The 25,413-nt window shown below is 72.0% G+C and carries 23 protein-coding genes, 1 tRNA gene and 1 riboswitch; of the genes, 4 read left to right on the top strand and 20 right to left on the bottom strand.

Features of this window, described 5'->3' with window-relative positions:
* Positions 1-73 precede the first annotated feature (73 nt).
* The 14 genes from ACFXGX_RS20530 to ACFXGX_RS20595 all read right to left on the bottom strand — a co-directional run bounded on the left by ACFXGX_RS20530 (position 74) and on the right by ACFXGX_RS20595 (position 12,678).
* Positions 74-147, bottom strand: a tRNA-Pro gene (locus ACFXGX_RS20530).
* Positions 148-204: 57 nt separating this feature from the next.
* Positions 205-1,596, bottom strand: a complete 1,392-nt coding sequence (locus ACFXGX_RS20535; protein WP_384793012.1) for an MFS transporter — start codon at positions 1,594-1,596, stop codon at positions 205-207.
* Positions 1,597-1,743: 147 nt separating this feature from the next.
* The gene (locus ACFXGX_RS20540) at positions 1,744-2,103 is read right to left on the bottom strand and encodes an MmcQ/YjbR family DNA-binding protein (RefSeq protein WP_384793016.1); all 360 of its coding nucleotides are present in this window, start codon (positions 2,101-2,103) and stop codon (positions 1,744-1,746) included.
* A 62-nt stretch (positions 2,104-2,165) separates the two neighbouring features.
* The gene (locus ACFXGX_RS20545; RefSeq protein ID WP_384793162.1) at positions 2,166-2,699 is read right to left on the bottom strand and encodes a GNAT family N-acetyltransferase; all 534 of its coding nucleotides are present in this window, start codon (positions 2,697-2,699) and stop codon (positions 2,166-2,168) included.
* Positions 2,699-3,271, bottom strand: coding sequence for a helix-turn-helix domain-containing protein (locus ACFXGX_RS20550; protein WP_384793019.1), 573 nt, complete (start codon positions 3,269-3,271; stop codon positions 2,699-2,701). Before ACFXGX_RS20550 ends, ACFXGX_RS20545 begins: the two co-directional genes overlap by 1 nt.
* Before the next feature lie 115 nt (positions 3,272-3,386).
* Positions 3,387-4,292, bottom strand: coding sequence for a LysR family transcriptional regulator (locus ACFXGX_RS20555; RefSeq protein ID WP_384793022.1), 906 nt, complete (start codon positions 4,290-4,292; stop codon positions 3,387-3,389).
* 77 nt (positions 4,293-4,369) lie between these two features.
* The gene (locus tag ACFXGX_RS20560; protein ID WP_384793165.1) at positions 4,370-5,563 is read right to left on the bottom strand and encodes a glycine C-acetyltransferase; all 1,194 of its coding nucleotides are present in this window, start codon (positions 5,561-5,563) and stop codon (positions 4,370-4,372) included.
* 19 nt (positions 5,564-5,582) lie between these two features.
* Positions 5,583-6,611 carry an L-threonine 3-dehydrogenase gene (gene tdh, locus ACFXGX_RS20565; RefSeq protein ID WP_384793025.1) on the bottom strand — a complete coding sequence of 343 codons (1,029 nt, stop codon included), beginning with the start codon at positions 6,609-6,611 and terminating at the stop codon, positions 5,583-5,585.
* 374 nt (positions 6,612-6,985) lie between these two features.
* The gene (locus ACFXGX_RS20570; RefSeq protein ID WP_384793028.1) at positions 6,986-7,573 is read right to left on the bottom strand and encodes a GAF domain-containing protein; all 588 of its coding nucleotides are present in this window, start codon (positions 7,571-7,573) and stop codon (positions 6,986-6,988) included.
* Complete coding sequence (locus ACFXGX_RS20575; protein ID WP_384793031.1) at positions 7,570-8,169, bottom strand: ATP/GTP-binding protein; 600 nt, start codon at positions 8,167-8,169, stop codon at positions 7,570-7,572. Before ACFXGX_RS20575 ends, ACFXGX_RS20570 begins: the two co-directional genes overlap by 4 nt.
* Positions 8,147-8,524: a DUF742 domain-containing protein gene (locus ACFXGX_RS20580; protein WP_384793034.1), complete on the bottom strand. Its 378-nt coding sequence runs from the start codon at positions 8,522-8,524 to the stop codon at positions 8,147-8,149. Before ACFXGX_RS20580 ends, ACFXGX_RS20575 begins: the two co-directional genes overlap by 23 nt.
* On the bottom strand, positions 8,521-8,955 hold the full coding sequence (locus tag ACFXGX_RS20585; protein WP_328445767.1) for a roadblock/LC7 domain-containing protein: 435 nt from the start codon (positions 8,953-8,955) through the stop codon (positions 8,521-8,523). Before ACFXGX_RS20585 ends, ACFXGX_RS20580 begins: the two co-directional genes overlap by 4 nt.
* A 62-nt stretch (positions 8,956-9,017) precedes the next feature.
* The gene (locus ACFXGX_RS20590) at positions 9,018-11,114 is read right to left on the bottom strand and encodes an ATP-binding protein (protein ID WP_384793037.1); all 2,097 of its coding nucleotides are present in this window, start codon (positions 11,112-11,114) and stop codon (positions 9,018-9,020) included.
* Positions 11,115-11,460: 346 nt separating this feature from the next.
* A complete protein-coding gene (locus ACFXGX_RS20595) occupies positions 11,461-12,678 on the bottom strand; it encodes an MBL fold metallo-hydrolase (protein WP_384793040.1) in 1,218 nt (405 codons plus the stop codon).
* Positions 12,679-13,066: 388 nt separating this feature from the next.
* Here ACFXGX_RS20595 and ACFXGX_RS20600 point away from each other — a divergent pair, with 388 nt between their 5' ends.
* The 3 genes from ACFXGX_RS20600 (at position 13,067) to ACFXGX_RS20610 (ending at position 16,754) form a co-directional block, all read left to right on the top strand.
* The gene (locus ACFXGX_RS20600) at positions 13,067-14,752 is read left to right on the top strand and encodes a 5-guanidino-2-oxopentanoate decarboxylase (protein ID WP_384793043.1); all 1,686 of its coding nucleotides are present in this window, start codon (positions 13,067-13,069) and stop codon (positions 14,750-14,752) included.
* Complete coding sequence (locus ACFXGX_RS20605; RefSeq protein WP_384793046.1) at positions 14,749-15,930, top strand: Glu/Leu/Phe/Val dehydrogenase dimerization domain-containing protein; 1,182 nt, start codon at positions 14,749-14,751, stop codon at positions 15,928-15,930. Before ACFXGX_RS20600 ends, ACFXGX_RS20605 begins: the two co-directional genes overlap by 4 nt.
* 203 nt (positions 15,931-16,133) lie before the next feature.
* Positions 16,134-16,754, top strand: a complete 621-nt coding sequence (locus tag ACFXGX_RS20610) for a TetR/AcrR family transcriptional regulator (protein WP_384793049.1) — start codon at positions 16,134-16,136, stop codon at positions 16,752-16,754.
* 720 nt (positions 16,755-17,474) lie between these two features.
* Here the strand turns inward: ACFXGX_RS20610 and ACFXGX_RS20615 are convergent.
* Positions 17,475-18,260 (bottom strand): SGNH/GDSL hydrolase family protein, encoded by a 786-nt coding sequence (locus ACFXGX_RS20615; protein WP_384793168.1) that lies wholly within the window; start codon positions 18,258-18,260, stop codon positions 17,475-17,477.
* 271 nt (positions 18,261-18,531) lie between these two features.
* On the bottom strand, positions 18,532-19,434 hold the full coding sequence (locus ACFXGX_RS20620; RefSeq protein WP_384793052.1) for a peptidoglycan DD-metalloendopeptidase family protein: 903 nt from the start codon (positions 19,432-19,434) through the stop codon (positions 18,532-18,534).
* Positions 19,435-19,438: 4 nt separating this feature from the next.
* Positions 19,439-19,594: riboswitch (cyclic di-AMP (ydaO/yuaA leader) on the bottom strand.
* A gap of 655 nt (positions 19,595-20,249) precedes the next feature.
* Between ACFXGX_RS20620 and ACFXGX_RS20625 the strand changes: the two genes are divergently transcribed.
* Positions 20,250-21,047, top strand: coding sequence for a tyrosine-protein phosphatase (locus ACFXGX_RS20625; RefSeq protein ID WP_384793055.1), 798 nt, complete (start codon positions 20,250-20,252; stop codon positions 21,045-21,047).
* Between the two features lie 28 nt (positions 21,048-21,075).
* Here the strand turns inward: ACFXGX_RS20625 and ACFXGX_RS20630 are convergent, their stop codons facing one another.
* The 4 genes from ACFXGX_RS20630 to dxs form a co-directional block, all read right to left on the bottom strand.
* Complete coding sequence (locus ACFXGX_RS20630; RefSeq protein ID WP_148012225.1) at positions 21,076-21,192, bottom strand: DUF6126 family protein; 117 nt, start codon at positions 21,190-21,192, stop codon at positions 21,076-21,078.
* A 26-nt stretch (positions 21,193-21,218) separates the two neighbouring features.
* Positions 21,219-21,857: a helix-turn-helix domain-containing protein gene (locus tag ACFXGX_RS20635; protein ID WP_384793058.1), complete on the bottom strand. Its 639-nt coding sequence runs from the start codon at positions 21,855-21,857 to the stop codon at positions 21,219-21,221.
* A 183-nt stretch (positions 21,858-22,040) separates the two neighbouring features.
* Positions 22,041-23,441 (bottom strand): aspartate aminotransferase family protein, encoded by a 1,401-nt coding sequence (locus ACFXGX_RS20640; protein WP_384793061.1) that lies wholly within the window; start codon positions 23,439-23,441, stop codon positions 22,041-22,043.
* The gene (dxs, locus tag ACFXGX_RS20645) at positions 23,438-25,390 is read right to left on the bottom strand and encodes a 1-deoxy-D-xylulose-5-phosphate synthase (RefSeq protein ID WP_384793064.1); all 1,953 of its coding nucleotides are present in this window, start codon (positions 25,388-25,390) and stop codon (positions 23,438-23,440) included. The genes ACFXGX_RS20640 and dxs overlap by 4 nt, the downstream gene beginning before the upstream one ends.
* Positions 25,391-25,413: the final 23 nt, after the last annotated feature.

Below are 25,413 nucleotides of genomic sequence, written 5' to 3' on the forward strand. Positions count from 1 at the left end.
CATTCTGTCCCCGCCCACCCCGACTGGCCGCCGCTCCCCCCACCCCCACCTGCGACTACGGAGAAGACTCCAGTCGGGACGACAGGATTTGAACCTGCGACCCCTTGACCCCCAGTCAAGTGCGCTACCAAGCTGCGCCACGTCCCGATGCCCGTCTGACCTGGGGTTTCCCCTGGCTGGACGCGCACGGAAACAATACCGCACTCACGCCGGTGGTCGCGCACCCGTTTCGCGCGGGCCGGACGGCCCAGCGGCGTGTTCGCGCGGTACCGGGGTGCTGTTCGGTGACCGGGACACGGGGCCGTCCACCCGTACGAGGTCCCGGATCGCGGGCACCGAGAGCAGGGCCACGCAGACGACGAGGGACATGACGCCGGCCACGAGCAGGACGTTGTGGGCGCCGAGGGCCGCGGCGGCGGGTCCCGCGAGTGCCTGGCCGACGGGCATCATCGCCAGGGAGCCCGCGACGTCGTAGGCGTGGATGCGGTTGAGGACGTCGGGGGCGACCTGCGTCTGCACGCTCGTCGCCCACATCACGCCCCAGAGCGAGATGCCCGCTCCGGCGATCACGGCGCACCCGGAGATGGCGGCCACACCGAACCCCGCCCCCACGGACGCGGGGAAGCAGGCGAAGGCCAGGAGGGCGAAGGAACCGGCGCGCAGCATGCGGCGCGGACGCAGGCGCAGGGCGACGAGTCCGCCGACGACCGTGCCCGCGCCGAGGGCGGAGTTGATCAGGCCGTAGGCGCGCGGGCCGTGCGCCCGCACCACCTCGGTCGCCACCAGGGGGACGGTCGGGCCCCAGACGGAGATCATGTAGACGCACCAGATGACGATGACGCCCCAGAGCCACGTACGGGACCGGAACTCCCGCCAGCCTTCGGCGAGATCGGCCGTGAAGCCGGCGCTGTGGGGGCGGCTTCCGGGGGCGGCCGGGGGCAGGCGGAGCAGGAGCAGGCACAGGGCGCTCAGCGCGTAGGTGCCGGCGTGGGCCACGAAGACCCCTCCGGCGGAGGCGAACGCGACCAGCAGCCCCGCGAGGGCGGGGCCGGCGAGCTGGGCGGCGGACTCGGCGATCCGGATGGCGCCGTTGGCTCCCTGGATGTCGGCGGCCAGGCGTGGCACGGTGCTGGCGACGCCGGGCTGGAAGACGGCGCCGGCCACGCCGTTGACCGCGCCGATCACGCAGACCTGCCAGAGGACCACGTGGCCGGCGAAGAAGAGGGCGGCGGCGATCGACTGGGCGACGAGCCGTACGAGGTCGGCGCCGATCATCAGTCTGCGGGTGCTGAACCGGTCGGCGATCACTCCGCCGAACACGACCAGTGCGGCGAAGGGTGCGGCGGAGGCTGCCATGGCGAGGCCGACGGCACCGACTCCGTACCCGTACCGCAGCAGTCCGGCGGCGAGCGCCACCGGGAGCATGGTCTCCCCGAGCCGGGCGAGGGCCCGCGCGACGAAGAACAGGGCGAAGTCCCGCGACCAGACCGACCGGCTCGGCCGTTCGTCGAGCGGACCGCCGCGGGCCCGGCCCGAGCCCGGCCGCTCGCACGGCACCCCGTCCTGCGGCTCCCGGCCCGATGACGTCGTGGTCATCCCGTGCGCGTCCCTCCCCCCGCCCCCTGGCGGCTCCCCCACGAAGCCGCCCGTCCCACGCCTCGTTCCCGCTTCCGGATCGTGTCCGTCCCCGGATCACTCCCGATGCGGATCATGCCACGGGGCACCGGCGGCGCAGGGGCCGTTTCAGTCGGCGGACGGCAGGCCCAACTCGGGGTGGGCGTCGATCAGTCGGGGCGGGGCCGCCTGGCGCCAGGAGTCGGCGAGGATGGCGCGGAGTTCGTCGTCGTCCTCCAGGGCGGCGAGCCGGGCACGGACCCAGGCGAAGCCGGCTTCGTGGCCGGCGATCCAGAACTTCCCCGGCTCGGCCAGGACCAGTTCGTCGCGCTCCTCCTTCGGACAGCGCACGGCGATGGAGGTCTCCGCCTCGGGCAGCGTGGCGAACATCTTTCCCGCGACCCGGAAGGTGGGCATGCTCCAGGCGATCTTCTCCGTCGTGTCCGGCAGGGAAAGGGCGATACGGCGAACGTCTTCTGCATCCGGCATGGGAGGCACCGTAGCCAATGCCACTGACATCGACGCGGCGAAGGACGCGGGGAAGCACGACGTCAGGTGCCGTCGGTGTGCGCTCCGGGCCGCTTGTAGAAGATCGTCGTCGGGCGCAGTTCGCCCGACGGTGCCGCCGCGTAGTCCGGTATCGCCCCGATCCGGGTCCAGCCCGCCGACAGGTACAGCGACTCGGCGGGGCTGCCGGTCTCGGTGTCCAGATGGAGGAGGGTGATTCCGGCGGCGGCCGCCGCCGTCTCCGCGGTGGCGAGGAGGGTACGGCCCACACCCTGGCCGCGGCCGTCGCGGTGGACCATCAGCTTGACGAGTTCGGCGCGGTGGCGGCTGTTGGGCTTGTCCGGGAAGGCGAGGGCGACGGTGCCGAGCAGCCGGCCGTCGGCGCGGGCCACCCAGACCGCGTGGTGGCCGGCCGAGACCGCGTCCGCGCGCTCGCGCCACCAGGCGACCGCCGCCGCGCGGCCGAACGGGGCGAGGAATCCGATCGAGGCGCCGCCCTCCACGGTGTCGGTGAGCAGTCCCGCCAACTCATCGGCTCCGGCGAGGAGTTCGGCCGCGGTCAGGCGCGTGACGGTGATCACGGCAGCACCACCGCCAGCGCGTACCGCACGTCCGCGGGGCCGGGGCAGTGGAAGCGTGTCGGCCCCCACACCCGCAACCGGAGGCAGTCACCGGCGTCGAGGCGGTGCTCGACGTCCCGCACGGTCACGTCGAGCCTTCCGTCGAGGACCCAGACGTGCTGCTCGAGGCCGGGCACGGGAGGCCTGTCGTACGCGATGTCCGCGCCGGCCGTGAGCAGTCCCTCGACCAGTTCGCCGCGCAGTCCGGCGTGCGGCGGCGACACCGATCGCCGGACGAATCCGGAGGCCCGGTCGGTCCAGACCGTCTGGTCGGCGGCGCGGACCAGGAGCGCGGATTCCCGTTCGACCTCGCTGAGCAGGTGCGACATCGTCCGCCCGTACACATGGCAGAGACGGTTGAGGAGGGAGGCCGTGGGGCTGATCTCGGCACGCTCCGCACGGGAGAGGGTCGATCTGCTGATCCCGCTGCGCTCCGCCAACTCGCCCAGGGTCCAGCCCCGTTCGGCCCTCAGCTCGGCCAGGCGCGCGCCGAGCCGGACGTCGACCTCACTATCGCCCTCGATTCCCATATCCGGGACGTTATCCCATATTCGGGAATCAGGGGAAGGCGTCGATGGACCCCTGGGACCGGCGGATTCGACGGGCCGCTCGACGGGATCGGCGAGATCGACGGGATCGGCGGGCTCAGTCCTCCGTGGCCGCCCGCGTCAGAGCCTCCAGGACGGGCCGGATCAACGGATGGTCCTCGGCGCCCCGGCGCACGGCGGCGAAGACGCGGCGGGTGGGGGCGACACCGTCCACCGGGCGTACGACCACACCCGTGAGGTCCATGCCCCGCAGTGCCGAGCGCGGTACCAGGGCGACGCCCGCGTCGGCGGAGGCGAGGGCGACGACGGCGCGGAAGTCGTCCGAGGAATGTTCGAGGCGCGGCTGGAATCCGGCGTTCTCGCAGGCCAGGACGACCACGTCATGGCAGGGGTTGCCGGGGTACGGGCCGATCCAGGGGTCCTTGGCCAGCTCGGCGAGCGGCACTTCCGCGGAGTCGGCCAGGCGGTGGGTCACCGGCACGACCGCGTCGAAGGGTTCGGCGTAGAGCGGGACGTGGGTCAGGCGTGGATCGTCCGCGTCCGGGGCGCCGCGGTACTCGACGGCCACCGCGATGTCGACCTGCCGGTCCAGCACCATCGGCAGGCTGGCGTCGCCCTCGGCGTCCTGGACGCGGACGAGGATGCCGGGCGAGGTGACGGCGAGGCGGGCCAGGGCGGGGGCCACGACCAGGCCGATGCCGGTGGCGAAGGAGGCCACGGTGACCGTGCCGGCGGAGCCCGCGCTGTACGCGGCCAACTCGGCCTCCGCGCGCTCCAGTTGAGCCAGCACGGCGTTGGTGTGGCCGAGCAGGATCTCGCCGGCGGGTGTGAGCCGTACGCCCTTGGCGCCACGCTCGACGAGCCGGTGGCCCGTCTCCTGCTCCAGGGCGGTGAGCTGCTGCGAGACCGCCGAGGGCGTGAGATACAGCGCGGCGGCAGCCGCCGTCACCGTGCGGTGGTCGGCCACCGCACGGAGGATGTGGAGCCGCCGCGCTTCGATCATGCGACCGATTCTCTCAGGTCACACGCCTTTTCCGGCCATCGGACCGGTGTGCGCCCCGGCGCGGGGCGCGTCCGCCGTCAGGCGTCGAGCTCGGCCCGCGCCGCCACGAAGGCGTCCACGGCCCGGTTCACGTCCTCGGTGGAGTGCCCCGCGGAGAGCTGCACCCGGATACGGGCCTTGCCCTGCGGGACGACCGGGTACGAGAAGCCGATCACGTACACGCCACGCTCCAGGAGGAGCTCCGCCATCCGGCCGGCGACGGACGCGTCACCGATCATGACGGGGGCGATCGCGTGGTCGCCGGGGAGGATGTCGAAGCCCTCCGCGGTCATCCGGGAGCGGAACAGCGCGGTGTTCTCCGCGAGCCGGACGCGCAGGTCGTCGGCGGACTCCAGCAGGTCGAGGACCTTCAGGGAGGCCGCGGCGATCACCGGGGCGAGCGTGTTCGAGAAGAGGTACGGGCGGGACCGCTGGCGCAGCAGGGCGACGATCTCGGCGCGGGCGGCGACGTAGCCGCCGGAAGCGCCGCCGAGGGCCTTGCCCAGGGTGCCGGTGATGATGTCGACGCGGTCCATGACGCCGTGCAGCTCGGGGGTGCCCCGGCCGCCGGGACCGACGAAGCCGACCGCGTGCGAGTCGTCGACCATGACCATCGCGTCGTAACGGTCGGCGAGGTCGCAGATCTCCTGGAGCGGGGCGACGTATCCGTCCATCGAGAAGACGCCGTCGGTGACGATCAGCCGGCGGCGCGCGCCGGAGGCCTCCTTGAGCTGGGCCTCCAGGTCGGCCATGTCGCGGTTGGCGTACCGGAAGCGGCGCGCCTTGGACAGCCGGATGCCGTCGATGATCGAGGCGTGGTTGAGGGCGTCGGAGATGACCGCGTCCTCGGCGCCGAGGAGGGTCTCGAAGACACCGCCGTTGGCGTCGAAGCAGGAGGAGTAGAGGACCGTGTCCTCCTGGCCGAGGAACGCGGACAGCCGCGCCTCCAGCTCCTTGTGCACCTCCTGCGTACCGCAGATGAAGCGCACGGAGGCCATGCCGTAGCCCCAGCGGTCGAGCGCCGCGTGGGCGGCGGCGACGACCTCGGGGTGGTCGGCGAGACCGAGATAGTTGTTCGCGCAGAAGTTGAGGACCTCACCGGGGCGGCCGCCCGCGGTGACGGTCACGGTCGCGGACTGCGGGCTGCCGATGACCCGCTCGGGCTTGTGCAGCCCGGCGGCGCGGATCTCGTCGAGGGTGGTGCGCAGGTCGTCACGGACGGAGTCGAACATCATCAGTTCCTTAGAGTCCTCAGAGAGTCCAGTCGAGAATGACCTTGCCGCCGCGGCCGCCTGCCGCGTCGTCGAACGCCGCCTCGAAGTCCCGGAATCCGTAACGGCCGGTGATCACGGGCATGAGGTCGAGGCCGCTCTCCAGGAGGACGGACATCGCGTACCAGGTCTCGAACATCTCGCGGCCGTAGATGCCCTTGATCGTGATCATGGAGGTGACGATCCGGGCCCAGTCGACCGGGAACTCCGCGGACGGCAGACCCAGCATGGCGATCCGTCCGCCGTGGGTCATGTTGGCGATCATGTCGCGCATCGCCTCGGGGCGGCCGGACATCTCCAGGCCGATGTCGAAGCCCTCGCGCAGGCCGAGGGTGCGCTGTCCGTCGGCGATGGTCGAGCCCGCGACGTTGAGGGCGAGGCTGACGCCGATCTTGCGGGCCAGTTCCAGGCGCTCCTCGCTGACGTCGGTGATGACGACGTTGCGGGCGCCCGCGTGGCGGGCCACGGCGGCGGCCATCAGGCCGATCGGGCCGGCGCCGGTGATCAGGACGTCCTCGCCGACGAGCGGGAAGGACAGCGCGGTGTGCACGGCGTTGCCGAACGGGTCGAAGATCGCGGCGACGTCGAGGTCGACCGGGACGCGGTGCACCCACACGTTGGTGGCGGGAAGCACGACGTACTCGGCGAACGCGCCGTCACGGCCGACACCGAGGCCGACGGTGGCACGGCAGAGGTGGCGGCGTCCGGCGAGACAGTTGCGGCACTTGCCGCAGACCAGGTGGCCCTCGCCGCTGACGCGGTCGCCGATGTTGATGTCGGTGACGTCGCGGCCGGTCTCGACGACCTCGCCCGCGAACTCGTGGCCGAGCACGAGGGGCGTCGTGATGGTCTGCTGCGCCCAGCCGTCCCAGTTGCGGATGTGCAGGTCGGTGCCGCAGATCCCGGTCCTGAGGACCTTGATCAGTACCTCGCCGGGGCCGGCCTGCGGCTCCGGGACGTCCGTGAGCCAGAGTCCGGGCTCCGCCTTCTCCTTGACCAGCGCCTTCACTCGTACGGCTCCTGTGCGTGAGGTCCCGGGAAAGGGCACGCCGAAGCGGCCCGCACCGGGGAGAGGGGTGAGTTCACCCAGGAATCTGCCGTACGACGGTGCCCTGGGTCCATCGAGGATTTCTTAAGCGCGGCCCCAGCTTTCCTTCACGCCCGCGTTCTCCCGGCCCGTCCGGGGGCCGGTCGCCGGGCCGCCGGAGCGGCGTGGGGGCGAGGAGGCGAAGTGGGGGACGGTGGCGTCAGGCACGGCTACGTCGACATGTGACACCCCCGTTCCACGGGGGTTCGTCACGGACATCAGGGATGAGTCCCGGCATACGTCACAGGATGGGTCCCGGGCGGCCGACAGGGCCGGACCCGCGCCCCGGCGCGTCGTCAGATCCCGTGAGCCTCTCCCCGCCGTTCGAGCTGCCCGGTCAGCTCGGCCGCCATCGCCTTGATGGTCTCCAGGCCCGTCCTTCCCCAGGGGCGCGGCTCGACGTCCACGACACAGATCGTGCCGAGGGCGATGCCGCTGCGGTCGAGCAGCGGGGCACCGAGGTAGGAGCGGACGCCGAACTCGTCGACGACCGGATTTCCGGCGAAGCGCGGATAGTCGCAGACGTCCTCCAGCACGAGTGCCTTGCGGCGCACCACGACATGAGGGCAGAAGCCGTGGTCCCGGGCCATGTAGCGGCCCAGTTCGAGCTCGCTGCCGTCCAGGGCGACCGGGAGCCTGCCGCCCCGGGCTCCGCCGTCCGGGGTGTGCAGACCAGCGAAGAACTGCTGTTGCTCGTCGATGAAGTTGACCATCGAGTACGGCGCGGCGGCGACCTGCGCGAGGCGGTCCGCGAAGGCGTCGAGGGCGGGCTCGGAGCACTCCCCGAGGCCCAGCCGGCGCAGCCTTCGCACCCGGGCGGGGGCGTCCTTGTCCGGCGGCGTCAGCAGCAGACGACCGCCCGGACCCGGCGAGTCGTACCTCATGTACGGGCTCCATGGCTCGGAATGTGGGCGGGCGCGTGGGCGAGGAGGTGCCGGACCAGGGTGAGCAGGGTCTGCACACCCGAGCTGGAGATGCGGGCGTCGCAGCACACGACCGGGATCCCGGGGTCGAGGTCGATGGCCGCGCGCACCTCGGCCGGGTCGTAGCGGTACGAGCCGTCGAACTCGTTGACCGCGACGATGAACGCGAGACCGCGCTGTTCGAAGAAGTCGACGGCGGCGAAGCAGTCCTCCAGGCGCCGGGTGTCGGCGAGGACGACCGCGCCGAGCGCGCCGTCGGAGAGCTCGTCCCACATGAACCAGAACCGCTCCTGCCCGGGTGTGCCGAACAGATAGAGCACATGGTCCGGATCCAGGGTTATGCGGCCGAAGTCCATCGCGACGGTCGTCTCGACCTTGTTCTCGATCCCGTCGAGCCGGTCGGTCGAGGCACCGACCGTGGTCAGCAGTTCCTCCGTACTGAGCGGCGCGATCTCGCTCACCGCGCCGACGAACGTCGTCTTGCCGACCCCGAACCCTCCCGCCACGAGGATCTTGAGCGCGGTGGGGAAGGGGTCAGAGCTGTCGTCGTAGTCCATCGAGCACTGCCTCCAGAAGGGACCGGTCAGTGGGGTTGTGGTGGAACTGAGGGGGCTTGGTGGTCAGCGCCCCGCAGTCGACGAGGTCCGACAGCAGCACTTTGGTGACCGCCGCCGGCAGCTTCAGATGGGCGGCGACCTCCGCGACCGAGACGGGTGCCCGGCAGCGTTCGAGCGCCTGGCTGTGCTCGGGGCCGAGGTAGCCGAGGGGAGTGGCTCCGGTGGCCATGACCTGGGAGAGGAGGTCGAGCGCGGTGCTCGGCCGGGTCCGGCCGTCGCTGACGGTGTAGGGGCGCACGAGGCGTCCCGCCGCGTCATCGAGCCAGGGCCCGTCGCCGGCCGCGGCCGCGCTCAAGACCTCATCGCCGACGGTTCGACGGCGTGCTGCCGGGGCGCGGTGACCAGATAGGGGCGGACGCTCTTGACCAGCATCGCCATCTCGTAGCCGAGGACGGCCGCGTCGGCCTCCCGGCCCGCGAGCACGGCGAGACAGGTTCCGGAGCCCGCCGTGGAGACGAACAGCAGGGTCGAGTCGAGTTCGACCACGACCTGGCGCACCTCGCCGCCGTCGCCGAAACGTACGCCCGCGCTGCGTCCGAGGGCGTAGAGGCCACAGGCGAGGGCCGCCATGTGGTCGGCGCTGTCCGGGTCGAGGCCGTGGACGGACTTCACGAGCCCGTCGCTGGAGAGCAGTACCGCGCTGGTGGTGTGGGGTACGCGCTGGACAAGGCCGCTCATCAGCCAGTCGAGGTCGGACACGTGGCCGGTGGGCGCATCGCTCGCCATGGGGGATCGACTCCTTGAGGTACGAAGGTCTGCGGGAGCGGTGGGGGTGGGTGCGGGGGTGGTCATCCGGCCGGTGCGCTCCCGTCGTGCCGGGTGGTGGTGGGGTCGTGGCGGGACGCGAGGTCGTGGGCTCCTTGCGGTGCCGGTGCGTGTGTCGCGCGCGCCACGCCCCGGCGGGCCGGCGGTGTGCCGTCCGCCAGGGGTACGTCCAGGGGGTCGCGGCCGTCCGCGGGGTGGCCCGTGGTCAGGTCCCCTCGGGCCCGGCTGGCGCTGTCGTCGCCGGGGGCCTCCGAGCGCGTCCGGTCGGGGAAGGAGGCCGGTGCGCCCGGCCGGGCCGTGGCGGAGGGGACCCGGGACTGCTCCGGCCCTTGCTGGTCCACCGGCTCCGCGTGTGCGGTCTCCGCGAGCCCGATCCCGCGCTGGAAGGCCGCCATGAGCCCCGGGTCGTGCCCGACGTGGTGCTGGGTGTCCGGGCGGGGCGCCTGCCCTTCGCGCAGTTGCGGAACGAGGTGCTCCTGGGCGCGCCGCTTGGGCAGGCTGGGCTTGCCCATGGTGCCGCGGACGACACCGGCGCGCGGGGTGGGCGGCAGGGCCGCGTTCTCGGCGGCGGTGAGGCGGTCCTCGGGGCGGATGCCGGGCAGGGCCTCGGCGGGATTGGGCCGTTCGGCACGGGCGCCGCGCACCGGAAGCGCTCCGGCAGCGCGCGCCCCGGCCGCCGCGTCCGCGCCCCGCTCCGGTGTCCGTTCCCGTCGTACGGGCTCGGCCGGGGCCTCCCGTGACAGCTCGCGCGGCGACTGCCGGGGCACCACGGGAGCCGCCGGGCGGCCGCCGGGAAGCGCCGGGAGCTGCGCGGACGGCGTGTGGGCGGGCCCGGTTCCGAGGGCCGGCCGGTGCCCGCCGTTCGTCCCGGCCGGCGGCGCCTGGGTCAGGCCCGCGTCCTCGGCGGCGTCCGGCGCCGATCCCAGCAGGCCCTGCGGGACCACGAGGACGGCCTGGACACCGCCGTAGATGTTGCTCTGGAGCCGTACGTGGATGCCGTGCCGGCGGGCGAGCTGCGAGACGACGAACAGGCCGATGCGCCCGTCCTGGAGAAGGCCCGCGACATTGACCTGGTCGGGGTCGGCGAGCAGGGCGTTCATCCTGTCCTGCTCGGCGGCCTGCATGCCGAGGCCGCGGTCCTCCACCTCGATGGCCAGGCCCGAGGTGACGAGGTCGACCCGCAGCAGCACCTGGGTGTGCGGGGCGGAGAACACGGTGGCGTTCTCGACGAGTTCGGCGAGCAGGTGGATCACGTCGGCGACGGCGTGGCCGCGCAGGGTGCCGTCGATCGGGGGCACGAGCTTGACCCGCGAGTACTGCTCGACCTCGGCGATCGCGGAGCGCAGCACCTCGGTCATGGAGACGGGGTTGCTCCACTGACGGCGTGAGACGGCGCCGCCGAGCACGGCCAGGTTCTCGGCGTGGCGTCGGATCCGGGTGGCCAGGTGGTCGACGTGGAAGAGCCCCTTGAGGAGGTCCGGGTCCTCGATCTCGTTCTCCAGCTCGTCGAGGATGGAGATCTCGCGGTGCACGAGGGACTGCAGGCGCCGGGCCAGATTGACGAAGACCTCGACCTTCTGGTCGCTGCCCGCCCTGCTGGAGAGCTGCGCGGCCTGCACGACGGCCGCGACGGCGCCGTCGTGGGCGCGCGAGAGGTCGGCGGCGAGCAGCTCGAAGTCGTCGGCGTCCGCGGGCGGGCGGCGGCGCTTCTTGCGCGCGGGCGGGTCCTCGCCGCGGCGCAGCCCCTCCACGACGTCGCGCAGGTCGGATTCGGTGCGGGCGCTCGTGCGGCGGAGGGCTCCTATGCGTTCCCGTACGGACGTGGCGGCGCGGTCGGCGGCCACGGCGGCGATCAGGATGCCGGCCAGGGCGACGCCCACCGCTCCGGCGAGGACGGCCCACAGGACGGGGCCGGGCCGGGCGCCGGTGGAGCGGACGGTGAACAGGACGGCGGCGCACGCGCTGAGGGCCACGGCGGTCGGCGGCAGGACCGCGAGGCGCAGGAGCTGGTGCCGCAGGTGCGTCTCGGGCGGCGCGAGGGTGGCGCGGGCGGCCGGACGGCCGTGCCGCCCGCCCTCGCGGCGGTCTGCGCGTGCGGCCGGTGCGCGGAGGTGAGACATCGGCGTCCTCGTACTGGATGCGTCGGGGGCGTGGAGCTCCCGCGGTTCCGCGACTCGGGCGTGTGCCATCGCGGTGCCGGTCGAGAGAGCCGAAAAATTCGGCCCTGCGTCGCCCGTCGGCAACTGACAGTAGTCGCCAACGCATCATGTGCGGTGGGCTGTTGACAAACTCCGTCAGGTAGCGTCCCGCTCTGGTATGAGGCCTCGTACGACTGACCGATAACCCCGTCGGACACGCGTTCACACCGGGCCCTGGATCCGATCAGAGCTGGTCGGAAGCGGTCGCAAGCAAACAGCGAGGGCCGGGGAGCGTTGTGCTCCCCGGCCCTCGCATCCGATCGGTGGATCAGCCCGCGGGCACCGTTTCGGGCTCCCCGGTGCCTTCCGTCGAGTCGTCGGCGATGTCACCCGGCGTATCGATCACGGTTTCCTCGACGGCCGGCCAGCCGCCCTTCGGCGCACGTGCCACACCACGCCACCACGGCTCGGAGGGGACGGTCTCGGCGGTGGGTTCGAAGGGCTCTCCGGGGCGGGGCAGCGCGACCCGCGCTCCGACCGCGCGGGCGGCGGCCAGCGTGCCCTCGCCCGGGTCGGCCCAGGCGTGGGTGGAGAGGTTGAACGTCCCCCAGTGGATCGGCAGCATCACTCCGGAGGGCACCCCGCCCTGGAGGTCCAGGTGGGAGCGCATCCCCTCCTGGGGCGTCATGTGGATGTCGGGCCAGAAGTCGCTGTACGCGCCGATCTGGATCATCGTGGCGTCGAACGGGCCGTGGGTGGCGCCGATGTCCTTGAAGCCCTGGAAGTAGCCGGTGTCGCCGCTGTGGTAGATCCGGTGTTCGTCGCCCTCGGCGACCCACGAGGCCCACAGGGTGTGCTGGGTGTTGCGCAGGCCGCGCCCGCAGAAGTGGCGCGCCGGTGTCGCCGTCAGGGTGATCCCGCCGACCCTGGTCGACTCGTGCCAGTCCAGCTCACGGATCCGCTCGGCCGCGATGCCCCAGTGCTCCAGGTGGGCCCCGACGCCCAGCGGCACGGCGAACACCGTGTCCGTGCCGCCCAGCGCCTTGATCGTGGGCATGTCGAGATGGTCGTAGTGGTCGTGCGAGATCACCACGACGTCGACCGGGCCGAGCGCGGCGAGCGGCAGCGGAACCGGGTGCAGCCGCTTGGGGCCGGCGAAGGGGAAGGGGGAACAGCGGTCGCCCCAGACCGGGTCGAACAGCACGCGGTGGCCGTCGATCTCGGCGAGGACGCTGGAGTGCCCCATCCAGGTGAGCCGCAGTCCGGTCGCGGCGGGCCTGGCCAGGTCGGCGAGTGTCGTCGCGTGCACGGGCACGGTCCCGGCCGGGGAACGGTGGGCGCGCTCCTCGCTGCGGAAGTAGACCTTCGCGAACTCCACCATGGAGCCGTCGGGGCGGGTACGGGCGGTCTCCGGGTTCTGGAACACTCCGTCCGCGAAGTTCGGCGAGTTGCGGATGCGCCGCATGCGCGCACCAGCCGGATCCGCGCCGAAGGCGGCGGGCCGCAGCGCGCGAAGCCCGGAGCTCAGGGTACGGAAACCGGTCACGGATACCTCCAGATGGAGTCGGTCAGACTTTCATTATGGCCGTCGCCTCTGACAGCGCCGGGTCACCCGGTCACAACGCGAAGTCCGTGGCCCTGGTTCCGTAGGTGCCAACCCCGCCGCACCCCCGCTTCTTCCGCCCCGGTGAAGCGTTCTGGGCGCCGTCGTGCCCGTGGCGACGCCGGTACCGCGCGTTGACACGACCCGGCACGCCTTCCGATACTGACTCATGATTCAGTAGAGACCACGCGCCCCGGTGGCCCGGGAGCCGCACCGGCCCGTCCACGTCTGGAGACACCGTGTCCGACCTCCCCGCCGAACCGGCCAGGGCCGAGGGCGCCTCGTACGCCGCCGGGTGTGCCGTCGCCGTCGCCGTCGCGCGGAGCGTGTGATGGGCGAGATGCTCACCGGCGGCGAGGCCCTCGTCCGCGCCCTGTCCGGACACGGCGTGACCCGCGCCTTCGGCATTCCCGGTACGCACAACCTGGAGATCTACCGCCACCTGTCCGCTTACGGCGTCCGGCACGTTCTGACGCGTCACGAACAGGGCGCCGGATACGCCGCCGACGGCTACGCGCGCGTGACCGGGCGTCCCGGCGTCGTGATCACCACGACCGGACCCGCCCTGCTGAACGCGGCGGCCGCCGTCGGCCAGGCCTATTCCGACAGCGTGCCGCTGCTCGTCGTCTCCCCCGGGATGCCCCTGCGTCACCCCCGGCTCGCGACCGGCCTGCTGCACGAGACGCGCAGCCAGACGGAGGCCCTGCGGGGCGTGGCCGCGTTCAGCCACCGCGTGTCCTCGGTCGCCGAGATCGACGCGGCGGTGGCACGCGCCTTCACCCTGTTCCGCACCGGCCGGCCGCGCCCCGCGCACATCGAGATCCCGCTCGATCTGCTGGAGGCCGCCGAGGAAGCGGCTCCCGCGCGCATCGCCCCTCCCGTCCTTCCCCTCGCTCCGGCGCCCCTCTCCGTGGAGCGGGCCGCCGAGGCGCTGCGCGAGGCACGCCGTCCGGCGCTCGTGCTCGGCGGCGGAGCGCGCGGCGCGGCCGCCCCTGGCCTGGCCCTCGCCGAGAGGCTCGGCGCTCCCGTCCTCACCACGGCCAACGGCAAGGGCATCGTCGCGGAGACCCATCCGCTGGCCGTCGGCGTGTCGCTGCACAGCCCCGCGGTCCGGGACTGGCTCGCGGAGCGCGACGCCGTACTCGCCGTGGGCACCGAGCTCGCCGAGTCCGACTTCTGGTCCGCGCCGCCCGCCCTGAACGGCACGCTGATCCGCGTGGACATCGACCCGGACCAGATGTACGCGGGTCCGGCCGCGGACGTCGCGGTCGTGGGCGACGCGCTGCCGTCCCTGACGGCGCTGCTCGCCGCTCTCGGGGAACCAGGCGGTACGCGGGAACCAGGCGGTACGCACCGGCACGCGCGCGTGCCCGGCGCCGTCGAGGGACCCCGTGGCGGACACCCGCACGCGCGTGTGCCCGACGAGGACCCCGTCCGGCGGGCGGCGGCACTGCGGGCCGCGCGGAACGCCGAGACCGCCGGGCGCGACGCCCGCTGGATCCCGTACCTGCGGGCGATCCGTTCCGTCCTCCCCGAAGACGCCGTGATCACCTCGGACAGCGCCCAGTGCTGCTACTACGGAGCACTCCCCCACCTCCCGCTCGGCCCCGCGGGCCGCTATCTTCACCCGACCGGCTACGGCACCCTCGGCTACGCTCTGCCCGCGGCGATCGGAGCCAAGGCCGCGTGCCCCGGCCGCGAGGTCGTGGCGCTCAGCGGGGACGGCGGCCTCCAGTTCACCGTGCAGGAACTGGCGACCGCGGCACAGCTCCGCCTCCCGCTGCCCGTCGTGGTCTTCGACAACGGCGGCTACGGGGAGATCCGCGACGAGATGGCCGCCCGGGGCGACACGCCCACGGCCGTCGACCTCGCTCCGGTCGACCTGCCCGTCCTGGCCCGCGCCTACGGAGGACAGGGCACGCACGCGTACACCCCGGACGAGCTGGGCGCCGCGCTCGCCGAGGCGCTGCGCACCCCCGGCCCCACCCTGATCGCCGTCCCCGAGGAGACCCGATGACCGCCGCCCCCCTGATGACGCTCACCTGGACGGACCATGTCACCGGCCGTCCGGGGTTCCTCGTCGTCGACCGGCTCGTGCGGGGCGTCTCCAGCGGCGGTCTGCGGATGCGGCCCGGCTGCACGCTGGAGGAGGTCACCGGGCTCGCCCGCGGCATGACCATGAAAGAGGCGCTGCACTACAACCCCGAGGGCCGGTACATCCCGCTGGGCGGCGCCAAGGGCGGGATCGACTGCGATCCCCAGGACCCGGCGGCGTACGGACTGCTGGTGCGCTACCTGCGCGCCATGCGGCCCTACATCGAGAGCTTCTGGACCACCGGCGAGGATCTCGGGCTCAGCCAGGACCTGGTCGACCGGGCCGCCGGGGAGGCGGGCCTCGTCTCGTCCATCCAGGCCGTGTACCCGCTGCTCGACGACGAGGTGGCGGCCCGGCGGCGCCTCGCGGACGCCTTCGCGGTCGAGGTGGACGGCATCGGCCTCGACGAACTGGTCGGCGGCTGCGGGGTCGCCGAGTCGGCGCTCGCCGCGCTGGACCGGGCCGGCACCCCGTACGCGGGAACGCGTGTCGCCGTGCAGGGACTCGGCACCATGGGCGGGGCCACCGCGCGCTTCCTCGCGCGCGCGGGACTCAAGGTCGTGGCCGTCGCCGACGTCAAGGGAACCATCGCGAACCCGGACGGCCTCGACGTCGAGGCATTGCTCGCGGCGCGGGACTTGTACGGGACGGTCGACCGCGCGGTGCTGCGCCCGGCCGACCGCGAACTCCCCGGTGACGCCTGGCTGTCCGCCGATGCCGAGGTGCTGGTGCCCGCCGCGGTCTCGTACGCGATCGACACGGCGAACCAGCGGGAGATCAAGGCCCGTTGGATCGTCGAGGCGGCCAACATGCCCGTTCTCGCGGACGCGGAGCAACTGCTCGCCGCACGCGGGATCACCGTCCTGCCGGACGTCGTGGTCAACTCCGGCACGAACGCGTGGTGGTGGTGGACCCTGTTCGGCGACATCGGCGCCGACGCGGACGAGGCGTTCGCCCACACCCGGCTTTCCATGCGCGCCCTGATCGACCGGACGCTCGCGCGCGCGGAGGCCGACGGCACGACCCCGCGGGCCGCCGCCCACGCCATCGTCACCGACCGGCTCCCGGTCATCGCGGAGCGGTTCGGCTGGTACCGCTGAGGACCCGGTCACGACCAGCCGCACGCGCGCTTGACGCGTACTCACGAGGATCGTGACCCGTGCCCACGAGGAGGGCCGCATCAAGGCGGACCACCAGTTCGCCGACCGACGGCGGGCGGGGCCGGCCGGAGTCCGCGGGAGCCGCTCCGGGACGCCGCCGCTCCCGCAGGGCTTCCGGCGAATGGGCTGTGTAGGGTTGCCGCGTGGCGAGAGTCCGGTTGAGTGTGGCGGAGCGGCGTGAGGAGTTGCTGCGGGCCGCCGTCGAGCAGATCGAGGCGCGGGGCGTCGCGGCGGTACGGATCGCCGACGTGGCCTCGGTTCTCGGCGTGAGCAACGCGCTGGTGCTGTACCACTTCTCGACGAAGGAGAAGCTGGTCGCCGCCGCGTTCACCCACGCCGCCGAGGACGACCTCGCCCATCTGCGCAAGCTGCTCGGCCGTCGCACGACAGCGCTGCGCCGCCTTCGTGCCGCCGTGCGCTGGTACGCCCCGACCGGACAGGCCAAGGGCTGGCGGCTGTGGATCGAGGGCTGGGCGGTCGCCCTGCGGGAGCCCGCGCTGTGTGAGGTCACCCGCGGCCTCGACCGGCAGTGGAAGGCCGCCATGACCGAGGTGATCGCGGAGGGTGTGGCCGCCGGCGAGTTCCGCTGCCCGGACCCCGCGAGCGCGGTCCTCAGACTCACGGCGCTGCTGGACGGCTTGGCGGTCCAGATGACCGCGTACTCCGGAGCGGTGTCGCGGGCACGCACCCAGGAATGGGCCGACGAGGCCCTCGCCCGCGAACTGGGCCTGGAACGCGCGGCGTTGATGGCAGCGGTGCGCTGACCCTCGCGCGGGGGCGAGGCAGAGGCGGGGTGCGTCGAACGGCCTCGGATCGCAATCTGGCCCCGGCCCCCGACCCGAACTCGGACCCCGACCTGGCCTCGGGTCCCGACCTCGACCCGACCTCGGGTCACGAACCCGCCCCGGATCCCGGCCCGACCTCGGGTCACGAGCCCGACCCGGATCCCAACCCGGCCTCGGGTCACTACTCCGCCCCGGATCCCGACCTGGCCTCGGGTCACTACCCCGACCCGGCCCCCAACCCGACCTCGGATCACGGCCCCGACCCCGGCCCGGCTCCTCCCGCGTATCGCGCCTCACCCGACTCCACTGTTCGGACCGTGGCGACGGCGATCGTCCCGGAGCCGCCGGAAGCGAGTGGCGCTCCTGAACGCCCTGGGCGGGTGCGGCCGCGCTACGGGCACTCGGTCCCGGCCGGTCGGACCGGTCCCGGACGAGGTGCCAGTCGGCCGGTCGGCCCGGCCCCGCCGACCGAGCCGGTCCCGCCGGCTGAGGAATCCTGCAGGCCGTGCTGGTCCGCCGGCCGAACTGGTCCACCGGCCAAGGCGGTCCGGCCCGGTCAAGCCGGGACCGCCACCGCAGCCGGGCTCGCCGACCGTGCCGGTCCCGTCGGCCAAGCCGGGCTCGCCGGCCAAAGCCGGTCCCGCCGCCAGAGTCGGTGACGCCCGCCCAACCGGGACCGTCGGCAGGGCCGGTAGCGGCTCAGGCCACCGACTCGATGCGCAGCTTGATGTCGTCCGGGGACAGGGCCCCCTTGGCCGAGACGTGATCGCCCGAGGACTCCCCGCGCAGTCGCCGTCCGATCCACGGGACCAGATACTCGCGCGCCCACTGGATGTTGTCGCGGCGCACCTCCAGCGTGCCGCGCGGCGGCAGGGGCGGCCAGGGCTGGTCCGGGTCGGCCGGGACCTCGAGGCCGAGTACCTGTCCGGCACGGAGCGCCACCCGGGTGTGCCCCTCGGGCGAGAGGTGCAGCCGGTCGCCGTCCCAGGCCCGGCGGTCCTGGACCGTCTTCAGGGACCAGAGGTCGAGGACGGGACAGCCGTAGCGGTCCGCGATGGCCCGCACATGTCCGTTGTAGGTGGCGATCTTGCCGCGCAGATGCTTGAGCACGGGAACGTCACGGGTGTCGAAGCCGGTCGTCACCATGACGGTGCCGACGGCGGAGGTGAGGTCGGCGATCGCGCGCTCGAAGCGCTCCGCGACCTCGTCGGGGTCGGTGCCGGGGCGGATGATGTCGTTGCCGCCGGCGCAGAACGAGACCAGGTCCGGGCCGAGTTCCTTCGCCCTCTGGAGCTGGGACTCGACGATCTGGTCGAGCAGTTTGCCGCGCACGGCGAGATTGGTGTAGTCGAAATCGCCCTCGGGCCTGCGGTCCGCGAGAAGTACCGCGAACCGGTCGGCCCAGCCGACGAAAGCTCCGTCGGGCCCGGGGTCGCCGACGCCCTCGGTGAAGCTGTCCCCCACCGCCACGTACGACCCGATCACTGATCTCTTGTCACTCTTCGAATCGTCTGCCACATCAAGCATGATTCACCTATTGATGTGAGCTACGCGACCGTAGGGAAGGGTTGACGGACGGTGAGATAAGCCACTCGCCAAGCATTGGTCAACTCTGGAATAAGGCCCGCGTCAAGGATGTTGAGGCAGCGATCGACTCGGGGCCGCGCCACGGGAACACCGAAGGCCGGACCCAGGGGATCATGGGGTCCGGCCTTCGGAGATCTTCCTGCCGTCAGGAGCAGGAGGAAAAGGGGCGTCAGCCCACGGCGACACCGTGCGAGCGCAGGTACGCGACCGGGTCGATGTCGGAGCCGTAGTCCGGCGTGGTGCGGATCTCGAAGTGCAGGTGCGGTCCGGTCACGTTGCCGGTCGCGCCGGAGAGGCCGATCTGCTGCCCCTCGGTCACGGTCTGCCCCGCCGAGACGGACAGCGACGACATGTGGGCGTACTGGGAGTACTTGCCGTCGGCGTGCTGGATGACGACCTGGTTGCCGTAGGCGCCGCCCCAGCCCGCGGAGACGACGGTGCCCGCCGCGATGGACTTGAGCGTGGTGCCGGTCGGGACCACGAAGTCCACGCCCGTGTGGTAGCCGCTGGACCACATGCTGCCCGCCACCTTGTAACCGGTGCCGACGCTGCTGCTGTCGACCGGCAGGGTGTAGCCGGAGGAGCTGTTGGTGGAGGCCGTGTCGGACGCGGTCGTGTCGTCGGCCGGGGTCGCCTGGGCGGGCTTCGCCGAGGTGGTCGTCCGAGTGGCCGACTGCGTCGCCGAGTGGGCGGCGGAGGCGGCCTTCTTGCCGAGCGACAGCTTCAGACCGGGGTGGATCAGCGACGGGTCGCTGCCGATCGCGGAGCGGTTGTCCGCGTAGATCTTCTTCCAGCCGCCGCCGACGTTCTGCTCGTCGGCGATCTTCGAGAGGTAGTCACCGCGCTTCACCGCGTACGTCTTGACCGCGGCGGTCTTGGCGGACTTCTCGGCGGGGGCGGCGGTCGCGGCCTTCTCGACATGGTGCGCGACGGCGGTGGCGGGGGTCGCGGCCTGGGCGCCCGACGCTCCCATCAGGGGCAGCGCGAGTGCGGCGCCACCGGTTCCGGCCACGGCTATCGAGCGGGTGAAACGCAGGGACTTGGGACGGCGGTGCTTACCCTTCGCGGGCATGACGAATTCCTCTCCGGCGCCTGCGGGGTGAGCTGTCGGGTGCGGGCTGGAGATGCCCGGCCGCTGCTGCGCGGCTGTACCCCTAGCCTGTTCCGGAGACCGGACCAGGCACGGAACCTGTGGGTCCCCCGCTCCTGCCGTGTACGGGTGAGTGTGCGGATTCCGGGCGGCGGCAGGATTGGGCGTCCGTCCGGATTGAGGCAGAACGTAAGCGAGATGAGAGCGCGTCGACAACTATGGGCGGTTTCTGTGCGCTCGCCTTTCTTGATCCATGCGGAAATCGTCGTCACCCTCCGTGGAGTGACGATCTTCCGGACCTCTCAACCCGCCCGTGAATCCTGGCGGGTTGAGAAATGAGGACGGCAACGCATCGTCACGAATATGACGCTCCTCACGCGACTCGCCCCAGGGTGCCCTATTCCAGGGCCAGTTGTAACGAAGGTGCCTATTCGGACAGAAAGGTCAGATGCGACGCAGGCGGATATCCGGCACATCCGGATCTCTGTATGAGGCGGCACGCAAAACGGCACACTCGCAATGCCGCATTTCATAGCAATTGCCCTGCAGGCCTCACGCGACGAGAAGGGTGCGACCAGCCCGACGGTCGGCCTCGCACATTTATCGAACGGGCATTCGATCCAGTGAGCTGTGGAGCACCGCTTCCAGGGCTTTCCGTACGCGAGAAGGCCGCCTGTGGACAACTCATTGCCCGAGGAACCTATGTCGTATCGTCGACAGCGCAAGCCGGTACAACTGCCGACGAGCGGCGCCGAGTCCAGCCCGGCGACGCCGACGGCCGAATGGGAGGAGCCCCCGTGACGCAGCAGGTCCCGTCGACCGAGCCCGAGCTCGGCGGAGTGCGGAACTTCCGCGACGTGGGCGGACTGCCCACCGCGGACGGCCGGCGAGTGCGCTACGGGCATCTGTTCCGCAGCGGCCACCTCGCGCACGCCACGGAGGAGGACGCCGCGTTCCTCGCCTCCCTGGGTCTCCACACGATCTTCGACTTCCGCAACGCCGCGGACCAGAAGCTGGAGGGCCCGGACGTCGAACTGCCGGGCGTGCGGAACGTGAACCTCCCGCTGAGCGACCCGGCGGACGGCAGCGAGTTCTGGAAGATGGTCCGCGACGGCGACATCGACCAGCTTCGCGGGCTCCTCGGCGACGGCAAGGGCGCCAACCGGATGATCAACTCCTACCGCACGATCATCAGGGAACGCACGGCCGAGCACGCGCAGGTGCTGCACGCCCTGGCCGACGACAGCGTGCCCGCGCTGATGCACTGCGCGGCGGGCAAGGACCGCGCCGGGCTGTCCATCGCGGTCACCCTGCTCGCCCTCGGCGTCGAGCGCGAGGCGATCGTGACCGACTACCTGGAGTCGAACGCCGCCCACCGCCGCTACAAGGTCCACCGCAGCGGCTCCTCGGCCGGCACCTACTCCCCCGAGGTCATGGAACTGCTCAGCCCGCTGTTCGACGCGCGCGCCGAGTACCTGACAGCCGCCTTCGAGACGATCGAGGAGAACTGGGGCAGCGTCGAGGCCTACCTGGAACAGGGGCTGGGGCTCACGCCGGAGCTCCGGGAGCGCCTTCGCGCGCGGCTCCTGGACTGAGCCGAAGCCACGCTCCCCGACCCGGGCGCTACTGGTTCTGCGCGCCCAGCGTGAAGAGCAGGTAGATGAAGGCCGCGAACAGGTGGCCGACGGCGACGTAGATGATCAGCCGCACCCACAGGGCGCGAGGGAACTTGTCCTCCATGGACCGGCGGCGTTCCGTGGGTTCGGTCATGACGTCTCTCCCGGGGTGGGGTGGCCCGTCGCCGGGCCGAGGCACAGCGCGGCGACGGGGCTCTGCAGCAGGGTGTGTACGAAGAGGAGATCGGCTCCGTCGCGCTCGGCGGCGGCGATGCGGTGCGGGGTCAGCGAGTCGAAGTGGGCGCTGTCTCCCGGCGCGAGGATGTGCGCGGTGTCCCCGAGGCGCAGACTGAGCCGCCCCTTGAGGACGTACAGCCACTCCTCGCCCGGGTGGACGCGCACGATGTCGCCCTGGGAACCGTAGGGGACGTGCACACGCAGGGCCTGCATGCCGCGGCCCGCGGAGCCCGCCTGCCAGTAGGTCCAGCCGCCCGCCGGGGCCGGCTCCATTTCGGCGGCCCGTACGACCGCGTCACGGTCGGGGACCGTCTCGCCGAGCAGTTCGGAAACCGTCGTACTGTAGACACGGGCCAGCGTGAGCAGCATCGGCAGCGAGGGCTGGCGCTGCCCGGTCTCCAGCCGGGACAGATGGGCGGGCGAGAGTCCGGCGGCGCGGGCGGCGGCCTCCAGCGTGAGAGACGCGCCGCGGCGCAGGGCGCGGAGCCGGGGCGCCACGGCGTGCAGCTCGGCGGACGGCTCTTCGGCCGTCCCTGGATCGGCAGTGCTCATGGAACCATTGAGCCAAACAATTGCCTCTGGGGCAATATTATTGCCCCAGAGGCAAAAGCCTCGCCGGACACGATCCATCTCGCCCGGCCGCATCCCCGCCGGTCGCCGGCCGCACCCGCACCGCCTCGCCGGCTGCCGGCCGCACCCGCACCGCCCGCGGCGGGCCGTCGGTCCGGCCGGGTCTCAGCGGTTCGCCACCGCCTGCTTCACCAGCGTCTTCCCGAAGTCCCACATCAGCCCGCCGCCGTTGTGCGCGTCCTCCATCACCGCGGTGAAGGCCTCTACGAACCGGTCGACATCCCGCTCGTCGATGACCAGCGGCGGGATCAGTTTGATCACCTCCAGGTGGTCGCCGGAGACCTGGGTGAGGATGCGGTGCCGCTGGAGCAGCGGTACGACGACCATCTGCGCGAACAGCCCCTTGCGCGCGGCCTGCAGCATGGTCCAGCGGCTGCGCAGCTTGAGCGACGCGGGCCGCCCGAACTCGATGCCGATCATCAGACCCCGCCCGCGCACCTCGCTGAGCAGTTCGTAGCGGTCGACCAGGGCCGCCAGCCGGGATTTCAGCAGCTCTCCGGTGACGCGCGCGTTCGCGACGATCTGTTCGTTCTCCATCACGGAGAGCACCGCGAGACCCGCCGCCATGGCCTGCGCGTTGGAGCCGAAGCTCGCGGAGTGCACGAGGACCCGGTCCATGGAGGAGTAGACCTTCTTGAAGATCCAGTCCTTTCCGAGGGTCGCGCCCACCGGCACATAGCCGCCGGAGAGCGCCTTGGCGACACACACCAGGTCCGGTTCGACCCCCTCCTCGTGCTGGTAGGCGTAGAAGTCCCCGGTCCGGCCGAGGCCGGTCTGCACCTCGTCCGCGATGAGCAGCGCCTTCTGCCGGTGCAGCAGTTCCTGGGCGGCGCGCAGATATCCCGGCGGGGACTCGTGGACGCCCTTGCCCTGGATCGGCTCCACGATGAGCGCGGCGACATCGCCCTTCTTCAGCTCCCCGGCCAGGGCGTCGAGATCGCCGAGCGGGACGGCCGTGTCGGGCAGCAGCGGCGCGAAGCCGTCGCGGAAGCCGTCCTCGCCGTTCACCGACAGGGAACCGGTGGTCAGCCCGTGGAAGGCGTGCGCGCAGTACAGGATCCTCGGCCTGCCGGTCGCGTACCGGGCGAACTTCAGCGCGGTCTCGACGGCCTCCGTACCGCTGTTGCCGAAGAACACCCGGTCCAGGTGCGGGCTGTGGGTGAGCAGCCGCTCCGCGAGCAGGCCCGGCAGCGGCTGGCAGTCGAAGCGGGTGAGGTCGGCGAGCGAGGCGTCGAGGACGTCGTGGAGCGCCTGCCGGACGACGGGGTGATGGCGGCCGAGGCCCATCACCCCGAAGCCGGCGAGCATGTCGAGGTAGTCGTCGCCTTCGGCGTCCCAGAAGTGCGCGCCCTCGGCCCGTTCGTAGACCTTGTCGAAGCCGATGGTGTGCAGCATGCGCGGGAGCTGGTGGTTCAGGTACTTCGTGTGCAGTTCGTAGCGCTCGGCTCCGCGCTCGGCCAGGAGTGCGCCGAGGTCGAACTCCCCCTTCTGGGCAGGGTCGGTCATTCCTGTTTCTCCTTGGGCGACTCTTCCTCGGCCGGCCTGTCGGCGGCCTCCGTCAGCTCGTACGCGGCCTTGGCCCGCTCGTCCCTGATGGCCAGCCCGGCGCTGATCCGTCCGGCGATCTCCACGGGCGTGAGCCCGATGTCGGCCAGCACCTCGGCCCGTTTGGCATGCGCGAGGAACTGCTCGGGGATGCCGAACCGCCGTACGGGCACGTCGACTTCGGCGTCCCCGAGGGCCAGCGCGACGGCGGCGCCGACGCCCGAGGCCCGGCTGTTGTCCTCGACGATGGCGACGAGCCGATGGGCGGCGGCGAGGCCGGGCAACTCCGGGTCGACGGGCTTGACCCAGCGCGGGTCGACGACGGTGCAGCCGATGCCGCGGGACTCCAGCAGGTCGGCGGTCTGGAGGCAGACCGGGGCCATGACGCCGACCGCGACGAGCAGGACCTCGGGGCGCTCGCCCCGGTGCAGGACGTCGAGCCCGCCCACCCGGTCCACGGCGGGAACGACCGGACCGACGGACTCCTTCGGGAAGCGGATCAGGGTCGGCGCGTCGTCCACCGCCACCGCCTCCCTGAGCTGGGCCTTGAGCTGGTCGGCGTCGCGCGGCGCGGCGATCCTGAGACCGGGGACGACCTGGAGGATCGACATGTCCCACATGCCGTTGTGCGAGGCGCCGTCGACGCCGGTGATCCCCGCCCGGTCGAGGACGAACGTCACACCGCAGCGGTGCAGCGCGACGTCCATGAGGAGCTGGTCGAAGGCCCGGTTGAGGAAGGTGGCGTACACGGCGACGACGGGATGCAGGCCGCCGGTCGCGAGTCCGGCCGCCGACACCGTGGCGTGCTGCTCGGCGATGCCGACGTCCCACACCCGGTCGGGGAATCTCTCGGCGAACTTCCCGAGCCCGACCGGATGCAGCATGGCCGCCGTGATGGCCACGACGTCCGCGCGCTCCTCGCCGATCCGGACGATCTCGTCGCCGAACACGGAGGTCCAGGAAGGGCCGTTGGACGGTGCGAGGGGCTCGCAGGTGAGGGGGTTCATCACTCCGACGGTGTGGAAGTGGTCCTCCTCGTGCGCGAGCGCGGGTTCGTAGCCGCGCCCCTTCTCCGTCAGACAGTGGATGAGCACGGGCCCGTGGAAGCGTTTGGCCCGGCGCAGGGCGGACTCCACCGCTCCCACGTCGTGACCGTCGATGGGTCCGACGTACTTGAGCCCGAGGTCCTCGAACATGCCCTGCGGCGCGAAGGCGTCCTTGAAGCCCTTCTTCGCGCCGTGCAGCGACTCGTAGATGGTGTTGCCGACCAGGGGGGTGCGCAGCAGGACCTGCTTGCCCCAGGCGAGGACCTGCTCGTAGCTGTCGGTGGTGCGCAGGGTCGCGAGGTGGTTCGCGAGGCCGCCGATGGTGGGCGCGTACGAGCGTTCGTTGTCGTTGACGACGATGATCAGGGGCCGGTCCTTGGCCGCGGCGATGTTGTTCAGCGCCTCCCACGCCATTCCGCCGGTCAGCGCGCCGTCGCCGATGACCGCGACGACGTGGCCCTTCTCGCCCTGCACCTGGCGGGCCTTGGCGAGCCCGTCCGCCCAGCCGAGCGCCGTGGAGGCGTGGCTGTTCTCGATGACGTCGTGCTCGGACTCCTCGCGGGAGGGATAGCCGGAGAGGCCGCCCTTGCCGCGCAGCTTGGAGAAGTCCTGACGTCCGGTCAGAAGTTTGTGTACGTAGCTCTGATGGCCGGTGTCCCACAGGATGCGGTCCAAGGGCGACTCGAAGACCCGGTGGAGGGCGATGGACAGCTCCACCACTCCCAGATTGGGTCCGAGGTGACCTCCGGTCCTGGCGACCGCGTGTACCAGGAACTCCCTCACCTCTTCGGCCAGTTCGCCGATTTCCGCCTCGGACAGCGCCTTCAGGTCGCGTGGTCCCCGGATGTTCTCCAGAATCGTCACGTCGGGCCCCCTCTCGGTCCGTG

The organism is Streptomyces sp. NPDC059371, assembly GCF_042751995.1.
Classification (GTDB): domain Bacteria; phylum Actinomycetota; class Actinomycetes; order Streptomycetales; family Streptomycetaceae; genus Streptomyces.

What these genes read in the sequence shown, in the direction of transcription:
- ACFXGX_RS20535 (WP_384793012.1), bottom strand. Translation starts at nt 1,596, where the DNA reads ATGACCACGACGTCATCGGGCCGGGAGCCGCAGGACGGGGTGCCGTGC.
- ACFXGX_RS20540 (WP_384793016.1), bottom strand. Translation starts at nt 2,103, where the DNA reads ATGCCGGATGCAGAAGACGTTCGCCGTATCGCCCTTTCCCTGCCGGAC.
- ACFXGX_RS20550 (WP_384793019.1), bottom strand. Translation starts at nt 3,271, where the DNA reads ATGGGAATCGAGGGCGATAGTGAGGTCGACGTCCGGCTCGGCGCGCGC.
- ACFXGX_RS20555 (WP_384793022.1), bottom strand. Translation starts at nt 4,292, where the DNA reads ATGATCGAAGCGCGGCGGCTCCACATCCTCCGTGCGGTGGCCGACCAC.
- ACFXGX_RS20560 (WP_384793165.1), bottom strand. Translation starts at nt 5,563, where the DNA reads ATGTTCGACTCCGTCCGTGACGACCTGCGCACCACCCTCGACGAGATC.
- ACFXGX_RS20570 (WP_384793028.1), bottom strand. Translation starts at nt 7,573, where the DNA reads ATGAGGTACGACTCGCCGGGTCCGGGCGGTCGTCTGCTGCTGACGCCG.
- ACFXGX_RS20575 (WP_384793031.1), bottom strand. Translation starts at nt 8,169, where the DNA reads ATGGACTACGACGACAGCTCTGACCCCTTCCCCACCGCGCTCAAGATC.
- ACFXGX_RS20585 (WP_328445767.1), bottom strand. Translation starts at nt 8,955, where the DNA reads ATGGCGAGCGATGCGCCCACCGGCCACGTGTCCGACCTCGACTGGCTG.
- ACFXGX_RS20590 (WP_384793037.1), bottom strand. Translation starts at nt 11,114, where the DNA reads ATGTCTCACCTCCGCGCACCGGCCGCACGCGCAGACCGCCGCGAGGGC.
- ACFXGX_RS20600 (WP_384793043.1), top strand. Translation starts at nt 13,067, where the DNA reads ATGGGCGAGATGCTCACCGGCGGCGAGGCCCTCGTCCGCGCCCTGTCC.
- ACFXGX_RS20605 (WP_384793046.1), top strand. Translation starts at nt 14,749, where the DNA reads ATGACCGCCGCCCCCCTGATGACGCTCACCTGGACGGACCATGTCACC.
- ACFXGX_RS20620 (WP_384793052.1), bottom strand. Translation starts at nt 19,434, where the DNA reads ATGCCCGCGAAGGGTAAGCACCGCCGTCCCAAGTCCCTGCGTTTCACC.
- ACFXGX_RS20630 (WP_148012225.1), bottom strand. Translation starts at nt 21,192, where the DNA reads ATGGAGGACAAGTTCCCTCGCGCCCTGTGGGTGCGGCTGATCATCTAC.
- ACFXGX_RS20635 (WP_384793058.1), bottom strand. Translation starts at nt 21,857, where the DNA reads ATGAGCACTGCCGATCCAGGGACGGCCGAAGAGCCGTCCGCCGAGCTG.
- ACFXGX_RS20640 (WP_384793061.1), bottom strand. Translation starts at nt 23,441, where the DNA reads ATGACCGACCCTGCCCAGAAGGGGGAGTTCGACCTCGGCGCACTCCTG.